Origin of the sequence: Bacillus cereus group sp. BfR-BA-01310 (assembly GCF_022664325.1) — a bacterium.
GTDB classification, from domain to species: domain Bacteria; phylum Bacillota; class Bacilli; order Bacillales; family Bacillaceae_G; genus Bacillus_A; species Bacillus_A paramycoides.
In genome coordinates, this window is record NZ_JAKUHD010000016.1 from 1 (window position 1) to 25859 (window position 25859).

Genomic DNA, 25859 nt, shown 5'->3' on the forward strand with positions numbered 1-25859 from the left:
TCACCACTTTTGGAGGATTAGCTCAGCTGGGAGAGCACCTGCCTTACAAGCAGGGGGTCGGCGGTTCGATCCCGTCATCCTCCACCATATATTTTAAAATGTCGGAGGGGTAGCGAAGTGGCTAAACGCGGCGGACTGTAAATCCGCTCCTTCGGGTTCGGCAGTTCGAATCTGCCCCCCTCCACCATTTTCTTTAAAATAACCTGAGAAGGTTTATTTTTTTGAAAAGATAACCATACTAGTAAATATTAATGGGCTATAGCCAAGCGGTAAGGCAACGGACTTTGACTCCGTCATGCGCTGGTTCGAATCCAGCTAGCCCAGCCATTTACGAGCCATTAGCTCAGTTGGTAGAGCATCTGACTTTTAATCAGAGGGTCGAAGGTTCGAATCCTTCATGGCTCACCATTTTCGCGGAAGTAGTTCAGTGGTAGAATACAACCTTGCCAAGGTTGGGGTCGCGGGTTCGAATCCCGTCTTCCGCTTAATTACTAAGGGGCCTTAGCTCAGCTGGGAGAGCGCCTGCCTTGCACGCAGGAGGTCAGCGGTTCGATCCCGCTAGGCTCCATCTAAATAGAGAAAGCTTACATCAAATGATGTAAGCTTTTTTTGTGCTTAAATTTTACTGGGAAAGGCAACTTTCGTATTTGTCGTTTAAAATGAAGAAAAGGCGTAAATAAGGAACGGGGGATAATTATGAAAGTTGTCATTGCATCTGATTCATATAAAGAAAGTTTGAAAGCTATGGAGGTATGTGAAGCTATTGAAAGAGGTTTTGCAGCGGTTTTTCCTAAGGCAGAGTACGTTAAAGTGCCGATTGGAGATGGAGGTGAAGGAACAGTCGAATCTCTTGTTGATGCTACAAGGGGGAGAATTATATCACTTAATGTGACAGGGCCACTTGGAGAGAGCATACAGGCTTTTTACGGTATGTCTAAGGATAAGAAGACAGCATTTATTGAAATGGCAGCAGCATCAGGACTACAACACGTTCCGATTGAAAAGAGAAACCCACTTATTACAACGACGAAAGGGACAGGAGAACTTATATTGCATGCGCTAGATCAAGGAGCCAAACATATTATCTTAGGACTTGGAGGAAGTGCTACAAATGATGGTGGGGCAGGTATGCTGTCAGTTTTAGGAGTAAGGTTTATAAATGGGAAAGGTGAAGTAATAGAGCCTTCTGGAGGGACATTACAGTTCATTACTGCTGTTGACCTTTCTAGGATTGATTCACGCTTAGAGAACATAAAGATAGAGGCAGCATGTGATGTGGACAATCCGTTAGTTGGATTGAGGGGAGCGTCTTTTGTATTTGGGAGACAAAAGGGTGCGAATGTAGAGATGATGAAAGAGCTAGATGAGAATTTAAAACATTATGCTAATATACTTAAACAGTATGTATCTTTTGATGTATCTGAAATGCCTGGTGCTGGAGCAGCTGGAGGAATGGGAGCAGCTGTCGTTGCAGTGTTAAAGGGAAAACTACGAAAAGGAATTGAAATTGTATTAGATTATACAAATTTTGATAAGCGTATAGAAGGTGCTGATCTTATTGTAACTGGTGAGGGCAGAATAGATGAACAAACGGCTTATGGAAAGGCACCTGTTGGTGTTGCGGGGCGTGCGAAAGGTCTTCATATTCCTGTAATTGCTATTGGTGGATCAGTATCTCCGAATTATACAACTGTTTATGAAAAGGGAATTGATGCAGTATTTAGTACTACAGCAAGTCCAATGACATTAGAAGAGGCATATAAAGTAGCAGAAGAGAATATCGAAATGACAGCGAAAAATATTGCAGCAGTGTGGAAATTAGCGTCAGAAAAACGCTTCTAAATGTAGAAGCGTTATTTTTTATCCTTCCATTTGCGGACAGCTAGTAAAAGCACGATTGGTGAGAGCTAATAATCAGTGAGGGATGGAAAAACGCACTGATTATTAGCTGATTGTATTAGTTGATAGAGAAGCTAGTTGTTTCATTAAGTTAATTTTATGCATAGAATAGTCTTAAAATTTGGATTTCAACGCAAATATAAGTGCATAAATTGTATATCCATGCAGGAAAATGTCGAGTTGAGTCAGACTATATAAAAGATTTAAAATATTTAGTGAAGGCATAAAAGGGGGATACTATCTATGAAAAAAGAAATCTCAGTTATTGGAGTTCCAATGGATTTAGGACAGATGCGTCGTGGGGTTGATATGGGACCAAGCGCGATCCGTTATGCAGGGGTAGTTGAAAGAATTGAACAAATTGGATATGACGTAAAAGATATGGGAGATATATGTATAGAGAGAGAAAAAGAAGTAGATGAAAATACAAAACTAAGAAACCTTACACAAGTTGCAACTGTATGTAACGAGTTAGCAACTAAGGTTGATCATATTATAGAAGAAGGTCGTTTTCCACTTGTATTAGGTGGTGACCATAGTATTGCTATCGGTACGCTGGCTGGTGTAGCGAAACATTATAAAAATTTAGGTGTTATTTGGTATGATGCGCATGGTGATTTAAATACAGAAGAAACTTCACCATCTGGAAATATTCACGGTATGTCACTTGCTGCAAGTTTAGGCTATGGACATCCTGCACTTGTAAATTTATACGAGGCATACCCGAAGGTGAAAAAAGAGAACGTTGTAATTATCGGTGCACGTGCATTAGATGAAGGAGAAAAAGACTTTATTCGTAATGAAGGTATTAAAGTATTCTCAATGCATGAAATTGATCGTATGGGTATGACAGCTGTTATGGAAGAAACAATTGCGTATTTATCTCATACTGATGGTGTTCATTTATCATTAGATTTAGATGGTCTTGATCCTCATGATGCACCAGGAGTTGGAACGCCTGTAATTGGTGGTCTATCTTATCGTGAAAGCCACTTAGCGATGGAGATGTTAGCAGAGGCTGATATTGTTACATCTGCTGAATTTGTTGAAGTAAATACGATTTTAGATGAGAGAAACAGAACAGCGACAACAGCGGTTGCTTTAATGGGTTCTTTATTCGGTGAAAAACTAAAATAAATGTAAGAAAAGCAACTGAGAAGTTGCTTTTTTTATTTGAAAATAGGCGTATAATAATGACTTATATTATACTGTAGGATAAGAAAGTTTGACATCTTACCAATTTAAGCTGAAGGGGGTCGTTTGTAATTGTTGTTTGTTTCATGTATGGTATAATTAACTAGTTGTTGGAAATACATACAGATAGAGCATAAAATAATATTTCAATATATGGATAGAATTGCTCGTAAGTAGGAGGAAGGGTTAGCATGCCTTTTGAAGATACGACCATTTTGAAATATCTTAGTACGGCATTAGATATTGCTGTTGTATGGTTTATTATATATAAGCTAATTCTTATAATCCGTGGTACGAAAGCTGTGCAACTTTTAAAAGGTATTACAGTTATTATTGTCGTCCGGATGATTAGTATTTTACTTGAATTGCATACGCTATATTGGCTAACGGAGCAAGTATTAACGTGGGGATTTTTAGCCGTTATTATTATCTTTCAGCCAGAATTACGAAGAGCACTTGAGCAGCTAGGACGGGGGAGCTTATTTTCGCGTGTGGGAACTCACGAGGAAGATGAACCTGAAATTGTTGCAACAGCGATTGCGAAAGCAACGGAATATATGGGAAAACGTAGAATTGGTGCATTAATCACTTTGTCAAAAGAGACTGGGATGGGTGATTATGTAGAAACGGGTATTCCGCTGAATGCATATGTGTCATCGGAATTACTCATTAATATTTTTATCCCTAATACCCCTCTTCATGACGGAGCAGTAATTATGCAAGGAAGTACAATTAAAGCAGCAGCATGTTATCTTCCGTTATCAGAAAGTCCTTTTATTTCGAAGGAGTTAGGAACACGACATCGCGCTGCAATGGGAGTTAGTGAAGTCACTGATAGTATTACAGTAGTTGTGTCGGAAGAAACAGGTCAAATTTCTTTAACGAAAAACGGTAAGTTACATCGTGATTTGAAGACAGAACAGCTGAAGGATATGTTGTTAGCAGAATTTAGTGGGAACGAAAAAACGACTTCTTCGTCTTTATGGAATTGGAGGAGAAAGCGTCATGGATAAGTTAATGGAGAATCATTGGTTTTTAAAAGGAATCTCATTACTATTGGCGTGTATGCTTTTTATGTCAGCAACTTTAACTGACAAAAATACGACATCGAGTGTATTACCTTTCGTAAATGAAGGGAAAGAAACATTAACTAATTATGCTATTAACCTTAAGTATGACGAAGAGAAGTATATTGTAAGTGGTATTCCAGCAGAGGGAGTCAAGGTAAAATTAGAAGGTCCCAAAGCAGCGGTTGCTGCAACAAAAAACAAAAGACAATTTGATATACCAGTTGATTTAGAAGGCCGTCCAAAAGGAACTTATGAAGTTTCTTTAAAAGCGAACGGGCTTCCAGATGAAGTGAAAGGGACAGTTCAACCATCAACAATTAAAGTCACTCTTCATGAAAAAGCGAAAAAGTATGTTCATGTAGATTTAAAATTATCCAATGAAGATCAGATGCCAGCAGGTGCTACTGTTGAGAAATCAAGTATTAAGCCTGACACTGTTGAAGTAGTTGGAACAAAAGAAGAAATAGAAAGTATTTCATCTGCTAAGGCATATATAGATTTAAAAGGTGTTAATAAAACCGTTACAAAAACAGCGGAGGTTACATTGTACAATAAAGAAGGAAAACGTTTAAATGTAAAAACGAATCCATCTAAAATAAGTGTAACAGTGAATGTAGCGACACAAGCTACAGCAAATAACGTAGAAAAAACAGTTCCTTTAACATATGCGAAAAAAGGGAATTTACCAGAAGGTTTAGCTGTTACAAATATTAACGTTGAACCAGGAGAAGTAACGATAGCTGGTCCAAAAGACATTTTGGATAATATACAATCTATAGAGGGGGTCGAGGTAGATCTTAGTCAATTGACGGATTCTACAACATTCGATGCCTCTGTTTTATTGCCAAAGGGTGTCACAAGTGCAAAACCAAATCAAGTGAAGGTTTCGGTAGGGGTACAAAAAGTAAAGCAAACGAAAAGTAAAACTATTGATGGTATCCCGATTCAAAAAAATGGAATTCCGAACGATGTTACTGCTCAGCTACTTTCGCCGCAGGATGGGAAGATAAGCGTTGATATTTCAGGAGAAGCAAGTATAGTAGATAAAATAACAGCTGCTCAAATAACAGCGGTGATTAATCTACAAAATGCATCTCCGGGAACAAAAGATATTTCTATTCAAGTAAGCGGCCCTGGTAATATTTCGATCGAGCCAAAACAAAAAAGTGCTAAAGTTACAATTGTGAAGAAAGAAAAGCCAGATAAAGAAGTACAGGGTAATGTTGAACACCCGGATTCAACAAACAATCAGGGAAATCAAACTGAAAAGCCAAAAAATCCTGAACCAGATCCAGAAAAGGATCAGGAAAAAAATAAAGATAAAGACAAAGAAACTGGTCAAGAACCGAGCAAAGAACCAACAGTAGATAATCAAAAAGAGCAAGAAAAAGGAGCGAATCATAATGGGTAAATATTTTGGTACAGATGGAGTACGCGGGGTTGCAAATAAGGAGTTAACACCTGAATTAGCGTTCAAAATTGGACGTTTTGGAGGCTATGTATTAACAAAAGATACAGACCGTCCAAAAGTAATTATCGGCCGTGATACACGTGTATCTGGACATATGTTAGAAGGGGCCTTAGTAGCAGGTCTATTATCAACTGGAGCAGAAGTAATGCGTCTTGGTGTTATTTCTACACCAGGTGTGGCTTATTTAACAAAGGCGTTAGATGCACAAGCAGGTGTTATGATTTCTGCATCTCATAATCCAGTACAAGATAACGGAATTAAGTTCTTCGGTTCAGACGGTTTTAAATTAACGGATGAGCAAGAAGCAGAAATTGAAGCGTTATTAGACAAAGAAGTTGACGAATTACCACGTCCAACAGGCACTAACCTTGGACAAGTGAGTGATTACTTTGAAGGTGGACAAAAATATTTACAATACATTAAACAAACTGTAGAGGAAGATTTCTCTGGTCTACATATCGCTTTAGATTGTGCACATGGTGCTACATCTTCTTTAGCTCCATATTTATTTGCAGATTTAGAAGCCGACATTTCAACAATGGGAACTTCACCGAATGGTATGAATATTAATGAAGGCGTAGGATCTACACATCCAGAAGTATTAGCTGAATTAGTAAAAGAAAAAGGTGCTGACATCGGACTTGCTTTTGATGGCGATGGAGACCGTTTAATCGCAGTAGACGAAAAAGGAAACATCGTTGATGGCGATCAAATTATGTTCATTTGTGCGAAGTACATGAAAGAAACTGGTCAATTGAAACATAATACAGTTGTTTCAACAGTTATGAGTAACTTAGGTTTCTATAAAGCACTTGAAGCAAACGGTATTACAAGTGATAAAACAGCAGTTGGTGACCGCTACGTAATGGAAGAAATGAAGAGTGGTGGATATAATCTGGGCGGAGAGCAATCAGGTCACATTATCTTACTTGATTACATTACAACTGGTGACGGAATGTTAAGTGCACTTCAACTTGTAAACATCATGAAAATGACGAAAAAACCATTATCTGAGCTTGCAGGTGAGATGACGAAATTCCCACAATTACTAGTAAATGTTCGTGTAACAGATAAAAAACTAGCATTAGAAAATGAAAAAATTAAAGAGATTATTCGTGTTGTAGAGGAAGAAATGAACGGCGATGGTCGTATTCTTGTTCGTCCATCTGGAACAGAGCCACTTATTCGCGTAATGGCAGAAGCACCAACACAAGAAGTTTGTGATGCTTATGTACACCGTATTGTAGAAGTTGTGAAAGCTGAAGTTGGCGCCGAATAATTTGCTGAATTTGTTTTAAAAGGAGCACAAGAAGTGCTCCTTTTTCATATGTTTTATAGACAATGAAAAAAAATTCATTGACGGTTTATATTGTTTGTTATAAGATGGTCTTGTTCTTTTTCTCAAAGTAAATATTGTAAATTATAAAAGCGCCAGAACTACAAGTAGTGTAGTTGACGAGGTGGAGTTTATCGAGATTTCGGCGGATGACTCCCGGTTGTTTATCACAACCGCAAGCTTTTACTTAAAACATTAAGGTGACTTAGTGGACAAAGGTGAAAGTGTGATGAGAGAAAAGGAACGGATGAAAACTAGCTGTATAAGTGTATACGGACTTAAACCCAATTGAGAGGAAGGTGAAAGCCGTTACAAGCTTACAGGGCTAGCAATATGTAATCCGTTTTTTTAATATAAATAAATGGTATCGGACTATGTCGTTACATGTTCGCAGAGCAGTGTAAGCATTTGTAACGGCGACTAAACATGTGTGGAATCGTAGGATTTATTGGAGAGCAAGATGCAAAGGAAATTTTATTAAAAGGTTTAGAAAAGCTAGAATATCGTGGATATGATTCAGCAGGTATTGCAGTACAAGCAGAGAACGGTGTTGTTGTATACAAAGAAAAAGGCCGTATTGCAAAACTTCGCGAAATCGTAGATGAGAACGTAGCGGCAAGTGTGGGAATCGGTCATACACGCTGGGCTACACACGGTGTTCCAAGCAAAGTAAACGCGCATCCGCATCAAAGTACATCAAAACGCTTTACACTAGTTCATAACGGTGTAATTGAAAACTATGAGTTAGTGAAAAAGGAATATTTACAAGATGTAACGTTCGTAAGTGAGACAGATACAGAAGTTATCGTACAGCTTATGGAACAACAAGTAAGCACAGGACTAAGTGTAGAAGATGCATTCCGTAACACATTATCTCTTTTACATGGTTCTTATGCAATCGGACTACTTGATGCTGAAAATCCAAACATGATTTATGTTGCTAAAAACAAAAGCCCGCTATTAGTAGGTGTTGGTGACAACTTTAATGTTGTGGCGAGCGACGCTATGGCGATGTTACAAGTTACAGATCAATTTATCGAGTTAATGGATAAAGAAATCGTAATCGTAACAAAAGAAAGTATTACAATTAAAAACTTACAAGGTGAAACGATTGAACGTGCACCTTATACAGCGGAATTAGACGCAAGTGATATTGAAAAAGGAACGTATCCTCATTTCATGCTAAAAGAAATCGATGAGCAACCACTTGTAATCCGTAATATTATTCAAAAGTACCAAGGTGAAAATGGCGAGATTGAACTGGATGCAGATATCCGTAATGCAATTTTAGATAGCGATCGTATTTATATCATTGCATGCGGAACAAGCTATCATGCAGGTCTTGTTGGAAAGCAATTCATTGAGAAATTTGCGAAAGTACCAGTTGAAGTACACGTAGCAAGTGAATTCTCTTACAACATGCCATTATTAACAGAAAGACCATTCTTCATTTACATCTCACAAAGTGGTGAAACAGCAGATAGCCGTGCAGTACTTGTGCAAACAAATGAAATGGGTCATAAAGCTTTAACAATTACAAATGTACCTGGTTCTACGCTTTCTCGTGAAGCTGATTATACACTTCCATTATACGCAGGACCAGAAATCGCAGTTGCATCGACGAAAGCATACACAGCTCAGCTTGCAGTGCTTTCAATCTTAGCGGCTGACATTGCAAAAGCAAAAGGTGAAGTTCTTGAGTTCGATTTAACACATGAATTAGGACTTGTAGCAAACGCAATGGTAGTACTTTGTGATCAAAAAGAAGAAATGGACGCATTAGCAAAACAATTTTTAGCAACAACGCGTAACTGCTTCTTCATTGGACGTAGCGTAGACTTCTTCGTAGGTTTAGAAGGTGCGTTAAAACTAAAAGAAATCTCTTACATCCAAGCAGAAGGCTTTGCTGGAGGAGAATTAAAACACGGTACAATCGCCTTAATCGAAAACGGTACACCAGTTATCGCCCTTGCTACACAAGAGCACGTAAACCTTGGAATTCGCGGTAACGTGAAAGAAGTAGTAGCACGCGGAGCTAACCCATGTATCATCTCAATGAAAGGCTTAGAAATGGAAGGCGACAGCTTCGTATTACCAGCTGTACATGAAGCATTAGCACCGCTAGTAGCAGTTATTCCATTACAACTTATCTCATACTACGCAGCACTTCACCGCGAGTGTGACGTTGATAAGCCACGTAACTTAGCTAAATCTGTTACGGTTGAGTAGGAGATTGGTAGGTTAATAAATATAGTATTGATTTAAAATAAAGTCGTGACGTTTATTAGAAACACCCCTTTGGATATTTTTATCTAAAGGGGTGTTTTTGTATTGAAAAGAAAAAGAACATCTAAAATTGATAAGTGGATTAAAGTGGATAGAGGAACAGAGTCGCTTTTATTTATCTGAATTTTTCGTTATTATTTAAGCATAGGCGCATTGATTGACTAAGCGTTACAAGGGGGCTTATTAATGAAAGTGAAAGAAAAAACATATTTAAGTATAGAAGAGATTATTTCATTACCAACCTTATCAGGTACAAACATAAGTGATGATGGCAAAAACGTAGCATTTGTTAAAAAGACAGCTAATTGGACAGACAATACATATAGGAATCATGTATGGATATATGAAAAAGATAAGGAGCAGAGCTATCCACTAACAACTGGGGATATAGATAGTACACACCCATTATGGTCTCCAGATTCTAAGAACATTGCATACCTTAGCCCAGTTGGTGACGGGGATAATAAAAATCAGATCTTTGTTAAGTCAATAGATGGTTATAGTGGGGTTCAAATTACTGATGAGAAAGAAGGGGTTAGTAATTTCAAATGGGAGCCTACTGGCAAGGGTTTTTATTATGTTGCACAGTCAAAAGAATGTGAGGTGATAAAGAAACGCAAGGAACTATATGGAGACTTCCATCATATAGGTAAGGAATGCCAGAATAATTGTTTATACTACATTGAAATAGAAAAAGTGATACAAAATGATAAATATGAACATGAAAATAGCGTTTTTTATCAACTAACTGATGGAAAGGATTTTCATATCCATGAATTTGATATTTCAAATGATGGGAAAAAGGTTGTATTTATGGCTACACCAAGCTCAAATATGGGAGATTATATAAATGGTGATCTATACATATTAGATATTAAAGCTGGAGAGTTACAAAAGCTGAATATAGATAAGTTATTGGGAGGGAGCGTTTGTTTTTCTCCTGAAGGCAGCAAAATATGTTACTCAGCAAGCATAAGGGAGAAGGATTACTATAAGACTCATATACAAGACAGTACGTTAGAGATATATGATATTAATAGTGGAGAGTTAATTCAACCTTTAGCAGATTTTGATAGCACGGTTATTCCGTTACGGTGGACAGCTAAAGGAATTTTAATTGGATGGCAGAACAAAACTAATTATCTTATTGGGTTGCTATCTGAGGATGGCACTGTGGAAATGTTAAGCGAAAAAGTAGATAGCTTTATAATGGATGCTTCTATAACAAGGGATGGAAATCATATATCCTATAATAAGGCGATAGCAAATGAGATTTTCGAAATCTATTTAGACGATAAAAAAATAACGAATGAAAACAGCTTTTTCAAAGGTAAGCTTAAAAGTAATAGGGAAATAATCTCATGGAAAAGTAGTGATGGTCTTGAAATAGAGGGTGTTTTATCAACCCCAGTAGAGTTTGACGCAAGTGAAAAATATCCCTTATTAGTGGTAATCCATGGTGGTCCGGCTTGGGCATCCTTTCCGATATTTTCAGACTGTTTTAATGAGAAATATCCTATTGAACAGTTTATTGAAAAAGGCTTTATAGTTTTAGAACCAAACTACAGGGGAAGTTCTGGCTATGGCAATGAATTTTTAAAAGCAAACTATAGAAAACAGGGAATTGCTGACTACGAGGATGTTATATCCGGAGTGGATAAACTAGTTGAAGAAGGGATTGTAGATAAAGATAGAGTAGGGGTTATGGGATGGAGCAACGGGGGATATATATCAGCTTTCTGTTCTACATTTAGTAGTAGATTTAAGGCGATTTCAGTTGGAGGCGGAATTACTAACTGGAGCACCCATTATGTAAATACAGATATACCTTACTTTATTAGAATGTATTTAGGAGATAATCCATGGAATGATTCAGATATATATGCTAAAGCATCACCAATGACATATATTAAATCGGCCTGTACGCCTACCCTAATCCAACATGGTGAAAAGGATGCAAGAATTCCAACTACAAATGCATATGAGCTATATCACGGATTAAAGGATATGGAAATTGATACAGAATTAATTATATTTAAAGGAATGGCATATAGTTCTGACCAGCCAGGAATTCATGTGGCTATTATGAAGCAGAATTTGATGTGGTTTTCACATTATATTCTTGGAGAAAGTATGAAGGATTTTAGGGCTTTATAATGGATATTCTCATAGGATATATAAGGAAGTTTTAAGTGACAACGAGTTGTTTCGTTAAAAGGACAGATTGTTGAAAAAGAGACTCAATAAATTATATAATTTATTGTAAACTGCATTCAAACAATTATTGAGCAAATTTATTATAAAACATTATAAGTAAACACAATTCGGAGGACTAATATGACAGAGAATAAAAATGAGCTATCAGTAGAACAACGTGAAGAGTTATTTAATGTATTGAAAGCTCGTTTTGAGAAGAACATGAATCGCCATGAAGGTCTTGAATGGGCTAAAGTTGAAGCGAAGCTGAATGCTAATACTGAGAAATTATGGTCACTTAACGAAATGGAAATAACGGGTGGCGAACCAGATGTCGTTAGTTATGATAAAGAGAAGGACGAGTATACTTTCTATGATTGTTCAGCGGAAAGTCCTAAAGGTCGCAGAAGCCTTTGTTATGATCTTGAAGCGCTAGAGTCAAGAAAAAAACATAAACCAGAAAATAACGTTATTGATGTGGCAACTGCAATGGGTATTGAACTATTAAACGAAGAACAATATCGAGATTTGCAAAAGCTTGGAAAATTCGACATGAAATCATCGAGTTGGGTACAAACACCTTCTGATATTAGAGAACTCGGCGGTGCCATTTTTTGCGATTATCGCTTCGGGCATGTTTTCGTGTATCACAATGGGGCAGAATGTTACTATGCTGCAAGAGGTTTTCGTGGTTCGCTAAAGGTTTAAGTTTGGCTTAAATAAAAAATTTGTGTTAAGACTTGTTTTTATAAAAATAGAAAAGGCATATAACATTCATATGTTATATGCCTTTTCTATTATATATTTAGTAATTTATTTAGGTAATGTAAATTTAGCTTTTTTACCTTGTGAAATATCTTTTGCCTCTTTATTTCTCATAGGTCCTAACTCAATCTCAAAGGTTTTGTCTTTCCAAATTTTTTCATATTGTTCTTGATCTAATGTGTATACTTGCAGTAACTCTCCAGATGTTCCAGTTTTAACAGAAGCGTTATAGTCATAATTTAAAAGCATGCCTTCGCTAAGCGTATATTGTGTACCATCATTAACTCTTAATGTAGAGCTTATAGGAGATAGCGCAACGTCTTGAGCATCTTTGTTATCAAGTTTGAATTTTACTGTTAATAGAACAATACCATTTTTGAAATTTGCAAAGCGTGGAGCTTCGACGGAATTTGGTGTGAATTGAGTAAATTGGTATCCATCTAATGTAACATTAACAGCACCTAATTCTTGACTATTATTAATACTTGATTTCTCTTTTAACATTTTTTTATCGCCCATGTTATTAGCGGTAGCTTTATCTTGGTAGAAAGTTTTATCTGCTGCAACCTTTTCAGTGCCTTGTTTGTTCAAACTTAACGAAAAGTTTCCAGGGCTACCGATTGGGGCATCAAATTTTCCTTTATTAGCCTGTGCAGTTGGAACTTTGACGGAGACTGTTGATAGGGTTGAAATTTTTGTTAAATCATCTTTTCCAAATGGATAAGCGATATAACCAGAAATGGTTTCGCCTGCTTTTACTAAATAATCATTTGTTGGAGCAAGCTTGGATGGTAGCTGGTCTTCTTTTGGGATTAAATCTTTATAGTTACTATATACTTTCTGAGCACCAGTAAATGACATGTCCAATGCCGGCATATAGTAAATATCTTTAGTTGAATTATTTTTCACACTATAATTTGCGAGAATAACTCCACCGTCTGTTTGATTATTAAAAGGGATGTTAAAGTCTGTATGGAAGCCATTTAATTCAACTAATGTATAACTATTAAGTGATACTGAAATATCCTCTGCTTTATAGATTTGTGGTTCCTTATTTTCAAAAAGAACTTTTGTTTTACCACCTGTTTCTTTCTCCATATAGGAGATCAGCTTGGAATAATCGCTTGAGTTAGTAGCTGTATCTTCAGTCTTTTTATCTTCGGATTTTTTATCTTCAGGTTTATTTTCTTTCGTTGTACCCGTTTTTTCTGTTTTGCTTTCTTTGGTTGCATTTTCTTTTTGTTCTTTATTTGTCGTATCGCTTTGACCGCAGCCAGTTATTAGAAAGGCTGCTACGATTACTGTAGAAAATAAAGAAATTACTTTTTTCGACATTTCTCTTCCCCCTATTTGTTTAAAACTAGATGAGTCTGTATAATCAGACCATTTACAACATATCTCACATTAGCCCCATGTTTTATTATAAAAAAACAAGCCATTATTTACCAGGATTTTCTGGTTATTTTTGTTATTTTAATATCTTAATGGTTATTGTGAATAGAAACATAGTCAAAGCTTATATGTAGGTAAATCACAATTTTTTTGTCACAGGAGAAGTGAAATCATCTTTGTTATTTGAAATATTCCATCTTTTTGTTAGAATGAAAAATAGAGATATATTGAAAGGGGATAAAGACTAGATATGTGGATGAACTTGTAATGATTAGAAGTTGGATCGATGAATTTTTCTCTCTCATTAGTGAGGGTTTATTTAGCTATCTATAAATCATTCAAGGACTGCATATTTGGCTTGTACATCCCTTTTGTAAGGATAGATGCCTATTTTATGTATCTGTCTTTTTTTGTGGGAAAGTTTATATTTCTTATATAAAATATGCGTCCTTTAACCTGGAGGAGTATATTATGAATCAATTAAAAAATAAAGTAGCAGTTGTTACAGGCGTAAGTCGCCTGGATGGTATCGGAGCAGCTATTTGTAAAGAATTAGCTGAAGCAGGATACGATATATTTTTTACGTATTGGACGAATTATGATAAAGAGATGCCTTGGGGCGTTGATCAAAATGAACAAATACAATTAAAAGAAGAGCTAATGCAAAATGGTGTTAAAGTATCAAGTGTGGAGTTAGATTTGACTAGGGATGCTGCACCAGAACAGCTTATAAATAAAGTTACTGAACAAATGGGGTACCCTTATATATTAATTAATAATGCAGCTTATTCTACGAATAATGATTTTTCTAATTTGACTGCCGAAGAGTTGGATAAGCATTACATGGTAAATGTTCGTGCGACTACACTGTTAAGTAGTAAGTTTGCACGTGGATTTAAGAATAAATCTGGCGGTAGAATCGTTAATATTACTTCGGGGCAGTTTCAAGGATCTATGGCTGGAGAGCTAGCCTATGCAACAACGAAGGGAGCTATTGATGCTCTCACTAGTACTTTGTCAGCAGAGGTAGCCCATTTAGGTATAACTGTTAATGCAATTAATCCAGGTCCAACTGATACGGGATGGATGACAGAAGAGATAAAAAGAGGATTAAAACCGATGTTTCCTTTCGGTAGAATAGGTGAACCGAAAGATGCAGCGAGGCTTATTAAGTTTTTAGTGAGCGAAGAAGCAGAGTGGATTACAGGGCAAGTTATTCATTCAGAAGGTGGATTTAAAAGATAAGTTTTTAACCCCTTTAGATAGGTCTAAAGGGGTATTTTATAAAGTGAAACTTTAATCAGTGGGGGTTTTGTTCATCCCCCACTGATTATTAGTTGAACCAATCGGGCGTTTACGGGCAGTTGATCTCCCACCTAACTTCTTTGCTCCAGCCGAATTTTGAGGTAGGAGTCTTACTGCCTACAAATGCGGGATAAAGATGAAATCTAGCTCGAAAACTTTTATGTTCCTATAGTAATCACGACATTTCCCTTCTTACGTCCTGTTTCCACATACGTATGAGCTTCTAAAATTTCTTCTAATGGGTACGTTCTATCAATAACTGACTTTAGTTTTTCTACTTCGGTTAGCTTTTTTAGTAAAAGCATATCTTCTTTGCTCACTTTTGCCATCGTTCCGTTGACTGACACGTATTTACCGTTAGGAGCTAGTGTCTTCTTACAATGTTGTTTTTTATGCTTTCCAACCGCATCAAATATAATATCGTAGCGCTCGCCTCGTTCAGTAAAATCCTCTTTCGTATAATCAATTGCGTTATCAGCCCCTAAAGATTTTACCAACTCAAAATTTGAATTACTACAAACAGCTGTAACAGTCGCGCCGAAATGCTTAGCAAGTTGCACAGCGGCGGTACCTACTGATCCGGAGGCGCCATATATAAGTACTTGTTGCCCGTTTTTTATGCGTCCTTTTCTCAGAAAATGTAATGCTGAAGTTCCGCCGAAAGGAATAGCTGCAGCTTCCTCATACGTCACATTGGTAGGTTTTAATGCTATCAATCCGCTTTCATGTACACATGTGTATTCAGCATAACCACCAACGTTAAGTCCTGTTAATGCAAAGATGTGATCTCCCTTTTTGAATTGAGTTACATCTGTTCCTACTTCCTCAATTTCACCAGATAACTCTACACCGAGTATAGGCTTTCTCGGTTTTCTAAAACCTAATATAATTCGCATAGGAATCCAAAATAAAAGGGGACTAGTAAAGCTTCGCATTCTACAATCTCCAGTTGTTACACTTGTTGCGTGAATCTTAACTAATACTTCATTCTTTTTAGGAGTAGGTTTCTTTACGTCTTGAAGTTTGAGAACGTTAGGTGGCCCGTATTTTGTGCAAATAATTGCTTTCATAGCGACCTCCTGAATTAAGTTATTTTCCTCTATAGCATATTTAAATGTTTTTTAAATCATGCTTATAGTTTCACTTCATAATAAGTAAAAGAAAGATAGTTCTTTTTTACAGTGTAGTATTTTCCTTTTAAGAAAGTAGGTACAATAAAAATAAAGAGAAGTACTAGTGAGGTTAGAATTTCAAACGAGGAGAGTGTCATTTGAAAAAAAGAAAGATAGCAGTTGTAATTGTAGCGTATACAGCGTTGCTCGCGACATCTATACATACATATAAAGAGCAATTGGATCATCCTATTATGAGCGATGTAGGGAAGTTGCTTCCAACAAAGATTAAACGTGTTGAAAATGCTGAGGATGAGAGTTCGTTAAAAAAGCTGGTGCAAGATGCAAATGTTTCTGGAGAGAAGATTTCCATTGCAGGTATGCAACATAGCCAGGGCGGACAGACGTATTATCCGAACGGTACGATGCTTGATATGAAAGGCTATAATGAAATATTAGAGTTTAATCCGGAGAAGAAGAGGATTAGGGTACAAAGCGGTGTGACATGGAATGACATTCAGAAGAAAATAAATCCATACGGCCTTGCGGTTCAGGTGATGCAATCTCAAAATATTTTTACTGTTGGCGGTTCGTTAAGTGTAAATGTACATGGGCGTGATATTCGTCATGAAGCATTGATTGATACAGTAGAGTCGTTCAGATTGTTAATGGCAGATGGTACGGTACGTAATGTAAGTAGAGAAGAAAATGCTGACTTGTTTCCGTATGTAATTGGGGGATATGGATTATTTGGCGTGATTTTAGATGTGACGCTCAAGTTAACGAATGATGAATTATATGAAACGCATACGAAGGTAATAGATTATAAGGAGTACTCTTCATATTTTAAGGAGAAGGTGAAAAAGGACGAGAATATACGGATGCATTTAGGACGTATTTCTGTGGCCTCGAATTCGTTCTTGAAAGAAATGTATGTGACAGATTATGTATTGGCAGAAGATCAACAGAAGCTGAAAGAGTACAGTAAATTAAAAGAGGAAACTATTATAGCTGCACCAAAATTTTTGCTTGGATTATCACGTTATAGTGATTGGGGAAAGAATGTATTTTGGGATATACAAAGAAGTTATTTTGAACGTACAGATGGTAAGTACGAAACTCGGAATAATGTAATGAGATCTGATAGTGCTTTTATGGAATACGATAATCCAAACTTGACCGAAGTTTTACAAGAGTACTTTGTACCAATAGATGGTTTTGCAGAGTATATAGATGATTTACGAAGTGTTTTAAATGAAGAGGAATTAAATCTTCTTAACATTACAATTCGCTATGTAGAAAAGAATGAGAATGCGGTGCTATCTTATGCGAAAGATGATATGTTTGCGCTTGTGCTTCTAATTAATCAAGGACGTTCTGAGGATGAAATAAAGAAAACAAAAGTAGTTATTCAGAAGATGATCGATGTTACTTTAAAGCATAATGGAAGTTATTATTTGCCGTATTATTCTTATCCGGCAAAGGAGCAGCTAAAGAAAGCGTATCCTCGCATAGAAGAATTCCTTCAAAAGAAGAAAGAAGTAGACCCGGGGGAAAGATTTGTGAATTTATTTTATAAGGAGTATAGCAAATGACATATAGAAGATTTGTAGCCTCACAAAGCATTATTATGATGGCTGGTAGTATGGTATTTCCGTTTTATATACTATTGCTTCGGAATGTTGGAAATAGTTTCTCGCAGTTTGGCTGGGCGTACGGCTTATTTGCTTTAACTTCAGCCCTAGTATATCCGTTAGTTGGGAGAATTTCCGATAGAGTAGGTGATAGAAAGTTATTAATTATATACGCTTGGTCTATGGCTATATTGATGCTTTGTTTCCCAATCGCAACAGAAGTTTGGCATGTATATATTCTCCAAATTTTAATGGGTGTTTTAGGTGCTGTGCAGCGTAATACCGAGAAGACGTCGTTAGCACGAAAGGTAGCGCATAAGGAAGCGGGTTATGAAATTGGAAAGTACCATGTATGGACATCAATTGGGGGAGCAGTAGCAATTATCGTAACTGGCTACTTAGTGGATTTCTTTACGATTGGTACAATTTTTTATATTGCCTCAGTGTTGTATATGGTGAGTGGATTTGTGTTAAGTAGTAAAAAAATATAATCATTCCCATTTTTACCTGATTCCCCTTTATTTGTTATACTTATGGAGAAGACAAAAGAAAAGGGGACATTGCCTTTGATGAAATTTTTAGTTTTAGCTATTCTCACTTTGTTTTTGATTCCATGGACAAGAAGCGGTAATAAACTTCGCGCGGTGGATAAAGGGGGAGATGAGAAGGTTGTAAAGGGTAAGAAATCATCTATTTTAGTTATTCCAGTTTTATTTTGGATTGGTATTGCAATCTATGAATATTTTTGGTTAATTGATGATCGGGTAGATTCAATTCTTACTCATTATTCTGTTGCAGTAGCGATTTTGATTGGGATTGTCTTATTTTCACAAGGTAAGATAGGGAAATTAGAAGGTACTTTAAAGGGACTTCTAATGTTTGTGTTACTCGTAAGTTACGGCTATTTTGGTTATTTACATGATATAGTAATCTCGCAAAAGAAATATGATTCTGTCGTGAAGGTAGAGAAAGATATTTCAGAGCCATTTACTGAAAATGATCAACCGTTTACAGTGCCGCCTAAAACAGCGGAAAATAAAATGAAAAAGGTATTTGGTGATATTCCGAAAGTAGCTTATTTTGAGCTAGGGGAATTAACACCACAAATGGTAAATGGTGAAGCCTTGTATGTAGCACCAATTGAAGTGTCAGGTTTCTTTAAAGCGCGTAAGGCAGGAACAATACCAGGTTACGTAACGATGTCAGGTACAAATCCTGATGCGGAAGCGAAATTACATCTTGGATATAAAATGAAGTATGTACCAAGCATGTTTTTCGGTAATAAGTTAGAACGTGTCGTTCGAAAAGCAGAGCCAGATTTGATTTTTAAAGGAAAGCCAAAATTTGAAGTTGATGATAAAGGGAAACCGTATTATACAATGACGTACGGTGAGTTTATTTCAGGAAGATCAGGATTTGAAGTAGAAGGCGTTGTCGTTGTTGACGCACAAACAGGTGATGTAAAGCGATATGATAAAGGGAATGCACCTAAATTTGTTGATGGTGTATTAAATCATGAAACAGCATCTACGTTAAATACGTACTTCGGGAAATATATTCACGGATTTTGGAATACGAAATTCTCACAAACTGATATGAAGATTCCGACTGAGTGGGGGACGAAGGAAGGTGTTACACCAATCTTCGGTAAGGATGGAACTCTATATTACTTTACTGATTTCACCTCTCCGAAAGAAGGAGTAGATTCTGCCCTCGGTTACTCATTAGTCGATGCACGTACAGGAAAGCTGTATTATTATAACGGAAAAGAAGTAAAGGGAATTATGGATGGTTCGGCTGCTACAGAAGTAGTGGATAATTCCTTTAAGAGAGAGAAATGGCATGGAACGATGCCGGTTATTTATAACGTATACGGTAAACCTTCTTGGATTGTACCGGTTATTGATGACGGGGGATTAGTACGTGCTCATACTGTTATATATGCTTCTAATGCAAAAGTATTTGCGACAGGTTCGACTCAAAAAGAAGCACTTGAGAATTATAAAAATGCGCTGAGCGGAAGTGGTGACTCATTTAGACCGACTTCAAATGGAAAAGAAGCGCAAAAAGAAGGTACTGTTCAACGTGTATATAAAGAAAAATCAGGTGAAAATACGATTGTGTACGTACTGTTAGAGAATGAACAAAAAGTATTTATGATACCTGTAAAAAAATTCCCATATGCTATGTTTACAGAAGTGGGGGATCCAATTCAAATCACATATTTAGATACAGGAGAGGCGATGTCATCCGTATCTAAATTTACAAATAGCAATTTGAAAAAGTAAAGCGATAGAAATTCTATCGCTTTTTTTACATTATTAAACAGGAAAATACGGGATACTTGACGTATATTTATGTTGTAACTATAATTGTTACGATTCGACATTTATATGAAAGGGTGAATGGAAAAGGTGAATGGAGTTAATCACGAAGTATATAAACCTGTAAAGACAAACAGGTTATGGATGATTCTTGTATTAGGGACACTTACGGCAATTGGGCCATTATCTATTGATATGTACTTGCCCTCTTTACCAAAGTTAACGGATGATTTACAAACGGGAGCATCTCTCGCGCAGCTGACATTAACTGCATGTTTGCTTGGGCTTTCAGTAGGACAATTATTTGTTGGTTCAATTAGTGACATTTACGGAAGGCGCAAACCTCTTATTATCGCTCTTATTATTTATGTTGCTTCTTCCTTACTCTGTGCTGTAGCACCATCTATTTGGAGTTTAGTGCTTTTACGTTTCTTACAAGGTGCTTCAGGATCTGCTGGGATTGTTATATCACGTGCAATGGTACGTGATATGTATTCAGGTTCTGAAATGACGAAATTTTTCTCACTACTTATGTTAGTAAACGGAGCGGCACCTATTTTGGCACCGATTATTGGGGGACAATTATTACAGTTCACATCATGGCGCGGCGTTTTTATCGTTCTTGGAGCAATTAGTGTATTCATGCTAATATCAGCTACTTTCGTATTACGTGAAACATTACCTCCTGAAGAAAGAGAGACAGGTGGATTGTCAGGAACGTTGGCAACATACGGAAAGCTTCTGAAAGACCGTTTGTTTATGGGATATGCATTGTCGCAAGGATTAGTAACGGCTGCAATGTTTGCTTATATTTCTGGTTCACCATTTGTGTTGCAAAATATATACGGGGCATCACCGCAAGAGTTTAGTTTGTTCTTTGCGATTAACGGTATTGGTATTATTATTGCTAGCCAAATTACTGGCCGCTTAGCAGGGAAAGTCAATGAGAAAACTTTATTTGTTTTCGGTATTGTTATTGCGGCTGTTGGTGGTCTATCGTTACTACTTACAATCGTATTGGGAATAGGTCTAATTGGTGTTTTATGCTCGTTATTCCTTGTTGTATCAAGTGTTGGGGTTGTATCAACAACTGGCTTCTCGTTAGCGATGAGAAATCAAAAACAAGCAGCAGGAACAGCATCAGCTTTACTAGGTTTATTACAGTTCATTTCAGGAGCACTTGTTGCGCCGTTAGTAGGTATTGGTGGAAGTAATACAGCATTGCCGATGGGTGTTGTTATTGCACTTTGTGAAGTGGGAGCTGTGTTATGTTATTTATTTATGGCGAAACGAAGTGAAAAACAATTTGATTTGCAAAAAGGGTCAAATATAGAAGTATAGGAAAATAAAAAGTGATGACACGTTGTCATTGCTTTTTATTTTAAAATCATAAAACTGATTATTCGGTAATTTTATTGTTTTCAGTTTATTTTTTACTTATAATGGATATTGGGTCCGTCTTATATTCTATAAAGAGTATAGGGGATACAGATAATAGAATGGTATCAATAATAGGGGAGGAATATTTTTTATGTTTAAAAAGGTAAGTGCAGTAACCCTTGTATCACTTTTAGCTTTATCGCCCGTTGTAGCGTTAGCAGCACCGGAAGGTAATAATGTGAAGCAAGTAAATGTGGAAAAAGTAGATCAGGGAACTGGAAATGAAAATAAGGATGCGAAATTAAAAGAACCAGAACAAAAGAAAGATCAGAATCAAGGAAATAAAGAAATTTCTAAAGAAATAGAGCAGACTATAAAACCAGAAGAAAAGAAAGAATTAAAAGAACCAAAACCTAGTATAGAAAAGAAATTGGAACCAGTAGAAGAAAATAAACAAGGACAAAAGAAAGAGAATGTAGGACAAAAAAATGTAACACCTGCCAAACCGGTAACACCGTCAGAGCAAGTTACTAATAAACCGTTAGCGCCACCTTCTTCAAAAATAGATGAAGATGAGGCAATAGATATATCTAATTTTAGTGGGAATGTAGTAGGAAAAGCGAAATGGGACCCGAAAGAAAATCATTATGTATTAGATATAACAGCAACAGTAACAAATAAATCTCAGGAAAAGGCAATTGACCTTTATCTTGGTATAGCTATACCAAAGGGGTTAGATGGAGATTTTAAAGATGTCCATGGAGTAGAACTTGAGGACGGTTCTAAGGCGATTGCAATTCAATTGCCAGAAATGGATGCGGGCAAAACAGTTACAAAAAATATTAAGATACCTGTTCTAGGAAATGTAGCAGGTGAAAAAGTAAGTAAAGATATCGAATTATATTTAATTGATCATGCGAATAATGAATATGAGCCTCTTGGAAAAATTAAAGGAAGTGCCAATATTGATTTCTCAGAAATGAACAAAGATATACGTTTTGAAGGGAAGGTAAAGGCAACAACATGTGTACAGAATTTAAAGGAAAATCAATTTACACTAGATTTCTTATTAACAACTCAGAATTTAACAATTGAGGACTTAAAGGGATTTGATGTGGAAATTGATGTTCCAAAAGATATTAAATTAACAATTCCTGATCATTATAAGCAAGCGGAAATTCCTGACTATTTAAAGGATGCTTCTTTACAAGAAGGGCTTCGTGAAGGGGCAATGAAGCTAGATATTAAATGGAACGGAAATATAGCGACAATCCCAGTGCAAGCAATGGAAGCAGGAGAAGGATCTGTATTGTACTTCCAAATTGTTGGTGAAACGGCTAAGAATTTAAAAGATTTAAAAGTGACCTTTACTGCAAAACGTGGAGATCAAACTGTAAAGAAACAAGTAGCGATTGAAAAAGTAGAAAATAAAGATTGTAAAAAGCAAGATGATAAAAATACAGCAGGAAATAATAATGGTGAAGGGAAAGGAACTGGAAATAATACACCTAATACAAAAGGGCCAAATTCAAATCAAGTAATCGATAAACCGAATCAAATTACCCCAACACCAGTAACACCGACACCAGTAACACCAACAAAAGTAACACCAACACCAGTAAAAGTGAGTGATAAAGTATCTTTGCCAAAAACGGGTGCTTCACAAAATGATAATTTACTTACATTAGTGGGTGTTGTTATGCTGGCGGGAAGTGTTCTCGTATATAAACGTAGTCGTATGAATGTGAATAAATAAGAAGCGGTAAAGATACATAGTAAATTTTCCGTTTAAAAAGACCTGGTAAAGTTATTACCGGGTCTTTTTATATCTATATCTTTGTTCTCTATGTGTGCTTACAGTTTTGTAAGGTGGCATAGTAAAGTGGTGCAAAAGTTACTTGAATAAAGTGACGATACTGTGACAAAAATGTTGGTATATATATTAAGAAATCATCTTAAGTGCAAAATTTAGGATGTTCTCGGTATAATAAAACAAGTGGAGATAAGAGAAACTGTAATTTGTAGTAGATGTAGATAAAAGGAGAATAAGAGATGAAGAAGATTTTCGGTATTGCAATGCTTGGGAGTATGCTCCTTCTAGCGGGATGTAATGGAAATAAAGACACGAAAGATACGAAAGAACCGAAAGAAAAGGTAGAGCAATCTACTGAACAGACAGAAGATATGAAAGTGTATCGCGAGGTACATGAAAAGTATGATGTGAAGATGAACAAAGAAATTAATAAAGCGTTACAGTTATTTGAAGTGGCAAAAGAAAAGGGCGGTAAGGAAATAACTACTGCTAAATATAAGGAAGACGTGCAAAAGGTAACAACGGGCATGTTAGAAGATATTGATCATATGCGTAAAGAAATTCGTGTACCGAAGTCGAAAGAACAAGAACATGAATTATATGTGGGCTTCTTAAATGAGTCAGAACAAGCAATGAAAAAATTGCAGAAGTTAGCAGAAGAAGAAGACTCATCGCTAATTCGTGATATAGAAATTAATTTTTCAACAGCATCGACATACTATAAACGTTTTCAAACAGAAACGGAAAAATAACCTTGCATGCGCAAGGTTATTTTTTCTTTTTACCATCTCCGTCTTCATCCTCGCATACTAATACTTTCTGCTCTTCGTGAAATTCTGAAATTGTTTGGTCGATTCTCTTTTAGATCCAATCACTAAACTAGATTTATATGCAGGTGATGGCCCGAATAACTATGCAAAATGGCATAATAAAGAATTTGACGCTTTAGTAAAAGAAGCAGAAGTTGAACAAAATGAAGATAAACGCTTTGATTTATTGCACAAAGCAGAAGATATCATGTTTACAGATTCACCGTTAATCCCAATTATATTCCCTTCTGATTCCTACTTACAAAAAGGATCAGTACCGGGACTTCAATATTATGTTGGATTCAAGCCAGATTTAAGATATGCAAAAATAAAGAAGTAGGCAACCGCCTACTTCTTTATTTTACTTCTCTTTTATATTCTTTTTTCGTTCCATCAGAGAAGACAACTTTTAAATCGAATTTTTGATAGTCTTTATCAAGTTTGAATACATTTACTACTTGATCAATTACTTCTTGATCTGGTGTGTTTTTATCAAATTTTAATTCTTGTAGAAGAGGGCTTAATTTTGTAATAGCCTCGTCGCCTGTGAACTTTACATCTGTTTTATGGTCTTCAATTTTTGCTTCCATTTTTTTATCTGCTGCTACATTTTTATAATCAGCTTCGTAGTCTTTCTTCGTATCTTGATAGTCTGCTTTTAAATCAAATTCATTAAAGTTTAGCTTTAAATCTGCAGGAGCTTCATTCTTTGCCTCTTCTGTCGTCTTCTTATTAGAAGTTGTATCTTGTTTTGCAGGAGCTTTACATCCTGTTAATGCAGGTACTAGCATAAGAGCTAATAAAGCTGATAGTAAAATTCTCATCATAAATTCCTCCTTAATGTAACTTCGTTCTATACAAGTTTTTCCCAATTTCATGTAATTATGTATGTGTTGAAAATAAATTATTTTCTTCTAGCTTCAAGGATTAATCCGCAATTTAAATCAAAAAGGATTTGTATGTATATGGTAAATTGAAGTTGTGGGAAGGTACTGAAATGGATGAAGAGTATAAAGAGATGATAAAAAAAGCAATCGAATATATAGAGAATCATTTGCATGAAGAGCTTACGACAGAAAGAGTGGTAGCAGTATCGATGTATCATTTTCATCGTATTTTTCAAAGTTATATCGGGATGAGTGTAACGGATTTGGCAGAAAGCTTTTATGAAACGCTTTTAGAAGAGCTGGCAAATCTGCAATTTGAAGAAGTAGAAAAATAAAAAGTAGGGAGAAAAGATATGCTCAAATGTGTGAAACTGATAAGTATTAGCTTAGTAGTATCCTCGTGCATTATGGGAATCAACTATTTAATTAGTTATCTTTGGTCAGGACATATACCTTCTTTGATATGGAAAACATATTTGATGTTTATATTTATTATGAGTTTTAGTTCAATACAAAAAGAGAGCTGACAATAGTCCTTTTTGTCTTCTTATTATTAAAACAAATGCTTATCACTGTATTTGGAAATACAGGTATACTCTCCGAGATTATTTCCCGCAACATACGCAGCAAATGGTTATTATACAATAATATTCGACGGAGTTAGTTTAGAGAAAAATATTATTTCATTATTGTTTATTATTTTAGTTACACAACTGGTAGTAGTAATTGTTATATGTAAAAAAGGTATCCTTCATATGGATACCTTTTTTACTAGGTTTTATTATTTTGCAACTTCTGTCCATTTGTAGTTAAACTCACCGCCGAAGTCAGTTGTTACAAGTCCTTTAATAAATCCGTGTTGTAGGTAAGAACGACCTTGTTGATATAAAGGAGCAACAGCACCATCTTGTAATAAGATTTTTTCAGCTTGTTTCATTGCTTCCCAGCGAGCTTTTTCATCACCGGCTAAATCTGTTTCTATGAAT

At 36.1% G+C, this 25859-nt stretch carries 18 protein-coding genes, 6 tRNA genes and 6 pseudogenes; 25 read left to right on the forward strand and 5 right to left on the reverse strand.

Going from position 1 to position 25859, the window contains the following annotated elements:
• Positions 1–11 precede the first annotated feature (11 nt).
• The 15 genes and pseudogenes from MR109_RS22645 (at position 12) to MR109_RS22710 (ending at position 12160) form a co-directional block, all read left to right on the forward strand.
• A tRNA-Val gene (locus tag MR109_RS22645) sits at positions 12–87 on the forward strand.
• Positions 88–103: 16 nt separating this feature from the next.
• Positions 104–187, forward strand: a tRNA-Tyr gene (locus MR109_RS22650).
• 65 nt (positions 188–252) lie between these two features.
• Positions 253–327: transfer RNA gene (locus MR109_RS22655), tRNA-Gln, on the forward strand.
• Positions 328–332: 5 nt separating this feature from the next.
• A tRNA-Lys gene (locus MR109_RS22660) sits at positions 333–408 on the forward strand.
• Between the two features lie 5 nt (positions 409–413).
• Positions 414–485: transfer RNA gene (locus MR109_RS22665), tRNA-Gly, on the forward strand.
• Positions 486–495: 10 nt separating this feature from the next.
• A tRNA-Ala gene (locus tag MR109_RS22670) sits at positions 496–568 on the forward strand.
• A 128-nt stretch (positions 569–696) separates the two neighbouring features.
• The gene (locus MR109_RS22675) at positions 697–1842 is read left to right on the forward strand and encodes a glycerate kinase (RefSeq protein ID WP_071717876.1); all 1146 of its coding nucleotides are present in this window, start codon (positions 697–699) and stop codon (positions 1840–1842) included.
• A 300-nt stretch (positions 1843–2142) separates the two neighbouring features.
• Positions 2143–3036, forward strand: a complete 894-nt coding sequence (gene rocF, locus MR109_RS22680; RefSeq protein WP_002175417.1) for an arginase — start codon at positions 2143–2145, stop codon at positions 3034–3036.
• 248 nt (positions 3037–3284) lie between these two features.
• Positions 3285–4106 (forward strand): diadenylate cyclase CdaA, encoded by an 822-nt coding sequence (gene cdaA / locus MR109_RS22685; protein WP_002175415.1) that lies wholly within the window; start codon positions 3285–3287, stop codon positions 4104–4106.
• Positions 4099–5574 carry a CdaR family protein gene (locus tag MR109_RS22690; protein ID WP_071717875.1) on the forward strand — a complete coding sequence of 492 codons (1476 nt, stop codon included), beginning with the start codon at positions 4099–4101 and terminating at the stop codon, positions 5572–5574. Before cdaA ends, MR109_RS22690 begins: the two co-directional genes overlap by 8 nt.
• A complete protein-coding gene (gene glmM, locus MR109_RS22695; protein ID WP_002175413.1) occupies positions 5567–6913 on the forward strand; it encodes a phosphoglucosamine mutase in 1347 nt (448 codons plus the stop codon). The genes MR109_RS22690 and glmM overlap by 8 nt, the downstream gene beginning before the upstream one ends.
• Before the next feature lie 286 nt (positions 6914–7199).
• A pseudogene (locus MR109_RS30445) lies at positions 7200–7384 on the forward strand (hypothetical protein).
• A 12-nt stretch (positions 7385–7396) separates the two neighbouring features.
• Positions 7397–9199 carry a glutamine--fructose-6-phosphate transaminase (isomerizing) gene (gene glmS / locus MR109_RS22700; RefSeq protein WP_002175412.1) on the forward strand — a complete coding sequence of 601 codons (1803 nt, stop codon included), beginning with the start codon at positions 7397–7399 and terminating at the stop codon, positions 9197–9199.
• A gap of 243 nt (positions 9200–9442) precedes the next feature.
• Positions 9443–11413: a S9 family peptidase gene (locus MR109_RS22705; RefSeq protein WP_242273960.1), complete on the forward strand. Its 1971-nt coding sequence runs from the start codon at positions 9443–9445 to the stop codon at positions 11411–11413.
• Positions 11414–11593: 180 nt separating this feature from the next.
• Positions 11594–12160: a DUF4256 domain-containing protein gene (locus tag MR109_RS22710; protein WP_242273962.1), complete on the forward strand. Its 567-nt coding sequence runs from the start codon at positions 11594–11596 to the stop codon at positions 12158–12160.
• Between the two features lie 105 nt (positions 12161–12265).
• Here the strand turns inward: MR109_RS22710 and MR109_RS22715 are convergent, their stop codons facing one another.
• Positions 12266–13552: a DUF5068 domain-containing protein gene (locus MR109_RS22715; protein WP_242273963.1), complete on the reverse strand. Its 1287-nt coding sequence runs from the start codon at positions 13550–13552 to the stop codon at positions 12266–12268.
• A gap of 528 nt (positions 13553–14080) precedes the next feature.
• Between MR109_RS22715 and MR109_RS22720 the strand changes: the two genes are divergently transcribed.
• Positions 14081–14854: an SDR family oxidoreductase gene (locus MR109_RS22720; RefSeq protein WP_242273965.1), complete on the forward strand. Its 774-nt coding sequence runs from the start codon at positions 14081–14083 to the stop codon at positions 14852–14854.
• Positions 14855–15072: 218 nt separating this feature from the next.
• Here the strand turns inward: MR109_RS22720 and MR109_RS22725 are convergent, their stop codons facing one another.
• Complete coding sequence (locus MR109_RS22725) at positions 15073–15984, reverse strand: NAD(P)-dependent alcohol dehydrogenase (RefSeq protein ID WP_242273967.1); 912 nt, start codon at positions 15982–15984, stop codon at positions 15073–15075.
• Positions 15985–16184: 200 nt separating this feature from the next.
• Between MR109_RS22725 and MR109_RS22730 the strand changes: the two genes are divergently transcribed.
• From MR109_RS22730 to MR109_RS22755, 6 genes are all read left to right on the forward strand, one after another.
• Positions 16185–17621, forward strand: coding sequence for an FAD-binding oxidoreductase (locus MR109_RS22730; RefSeq protein ID WP_242273969.1), 1437 nt, complete (start codon positions 16185–16187; stop codon positions 17619–17621).
• Positions 17618–18151 (forward strand): MFS transporter, encoded by a 534-nt coding sequence (locus MR109_RS22735; RefSeq protein ID WP_071717868.1) that lies wholly within the window; start codon positions 17618–17620, stop codon positions 18149–18151. The genes MR109_RS22730 and MR109_RS22735 overlap by 4 nt, the downstream gene beginning before the upstream one ends.
• 78 nt (positions 18152–18229) lie before the next feature.
• Positions 18230–19948: a DUF3981 domain-containing protein gene (locus MR109_RS22740; protein ID WP_071717867.1), complete on the forward strand. Its 1719-nt coding sequence runs from the start codon at positions 18230–18232 to the stop codon at positions 19946–19948.
• 117 nt (positions 19949–20065) lie between these two features.
• Positions 20066–21325: a multidrug effflux MFS transporter gene (locus MR109_RS22745; protein ID WP_029953135.1), complete on the forward strand. Its 1260-nt coding sequence runs from the start codon at positions 20066–20068 to the stop codon at positions 21323–21325.
• A gap of 190 nt (positions 21326–21515) precedes the next feature.
• Positions 21516–23120 (forward strand): LPXTG cell wall anchor domain-containing protein, encoded by a 1605-nt coding sequence (locus MR109_RS22750; RefSeq protein WP_242273971.1) that lies wholly within the window; start codon positions 21516–21518, stop codon positions 23118–23120.
• 296 nt (positions 23121–23416) lie between these two features.
• Positions 23417–23929: a hypothetical protein gene (locus MR109_RS22755; RefSeq protein ID WP_002175401.1), complete on the forward strand. Its 513-nt coding sequence runs from the start codon at positions 23417–23419 to the stop codon at positions 23927–23929.
• 16 nt (positions 23930–23945) lie between these two features.
• Here the strand turns inward: MR109_RS22755 and MR109_RS30565 are convergent.
• Positions 23946–24026 (reverse strand): annotated as a pseudogene (locus tag MR109_RS30565) (DUF3951 domain-containing protein); the annotation flags it as partial.
• A gap of 6 nt (positions 24027–24032) precedes the next feature.
• Here MR109_RS30565 and MR109_RS22760 point away from each other — a divergent pair.
• Positions 24033–24326 (forward strand): annotated as a pseudogene (locus tag MR109_RS22760) (peptide ABC transporter substrate-binding protein); the annotation flags it as partial.
• A gap of 16 nt (positions 24327–24342) precedes the next feature.
• Here MR109_RS22760 and MR109_RS22765 read toward each other — a convergent pair.
• Positions 24343–24810 (reverse strand): YusW family protein, encoded by a 468-nt coding sequence (locus tag MR109_RS22765; protein WP_025151059.1) that lies wholly within the window; start codon positions 24808–24810, stop codon positions 24343–24345.
• A gap of 173 nt (positions 24811–24983) precedes the next feature.
• On the opposite strand from MR109_RS22765, the pseudogene MR109_RS22770 reads away from it, so the two are divergent.
• Positions 24984–25136 (forward strand): annotated as a pseudogene (locus MR109_RS22770) (AraC family transcriptional regulator); the annotation flags it as partial.
• Between the two features lie 260 nt (positions 25137–25396).
• Positions 25397–25682, forward strand: a pseudogene (locus MR109_RS22775) (hypothetical protein).
• Here MR109_RS22775 and MR109_RS22780 read toward each other — a convergent pair.
• Positions 25655–25855, reverse strand: a pseudogene (locus tag MR109_RS22780) (peptide ABC transporter substrate-binding protein); the annotation flags it as partial. The pseudogenes MR109_RS22775 and MR109_RS22780 sit on opposite strands and share 28 nt — an antisense overlap.
• Between the last annotated feature and the right edge of the window lie 4 nt (positions 25856–25859).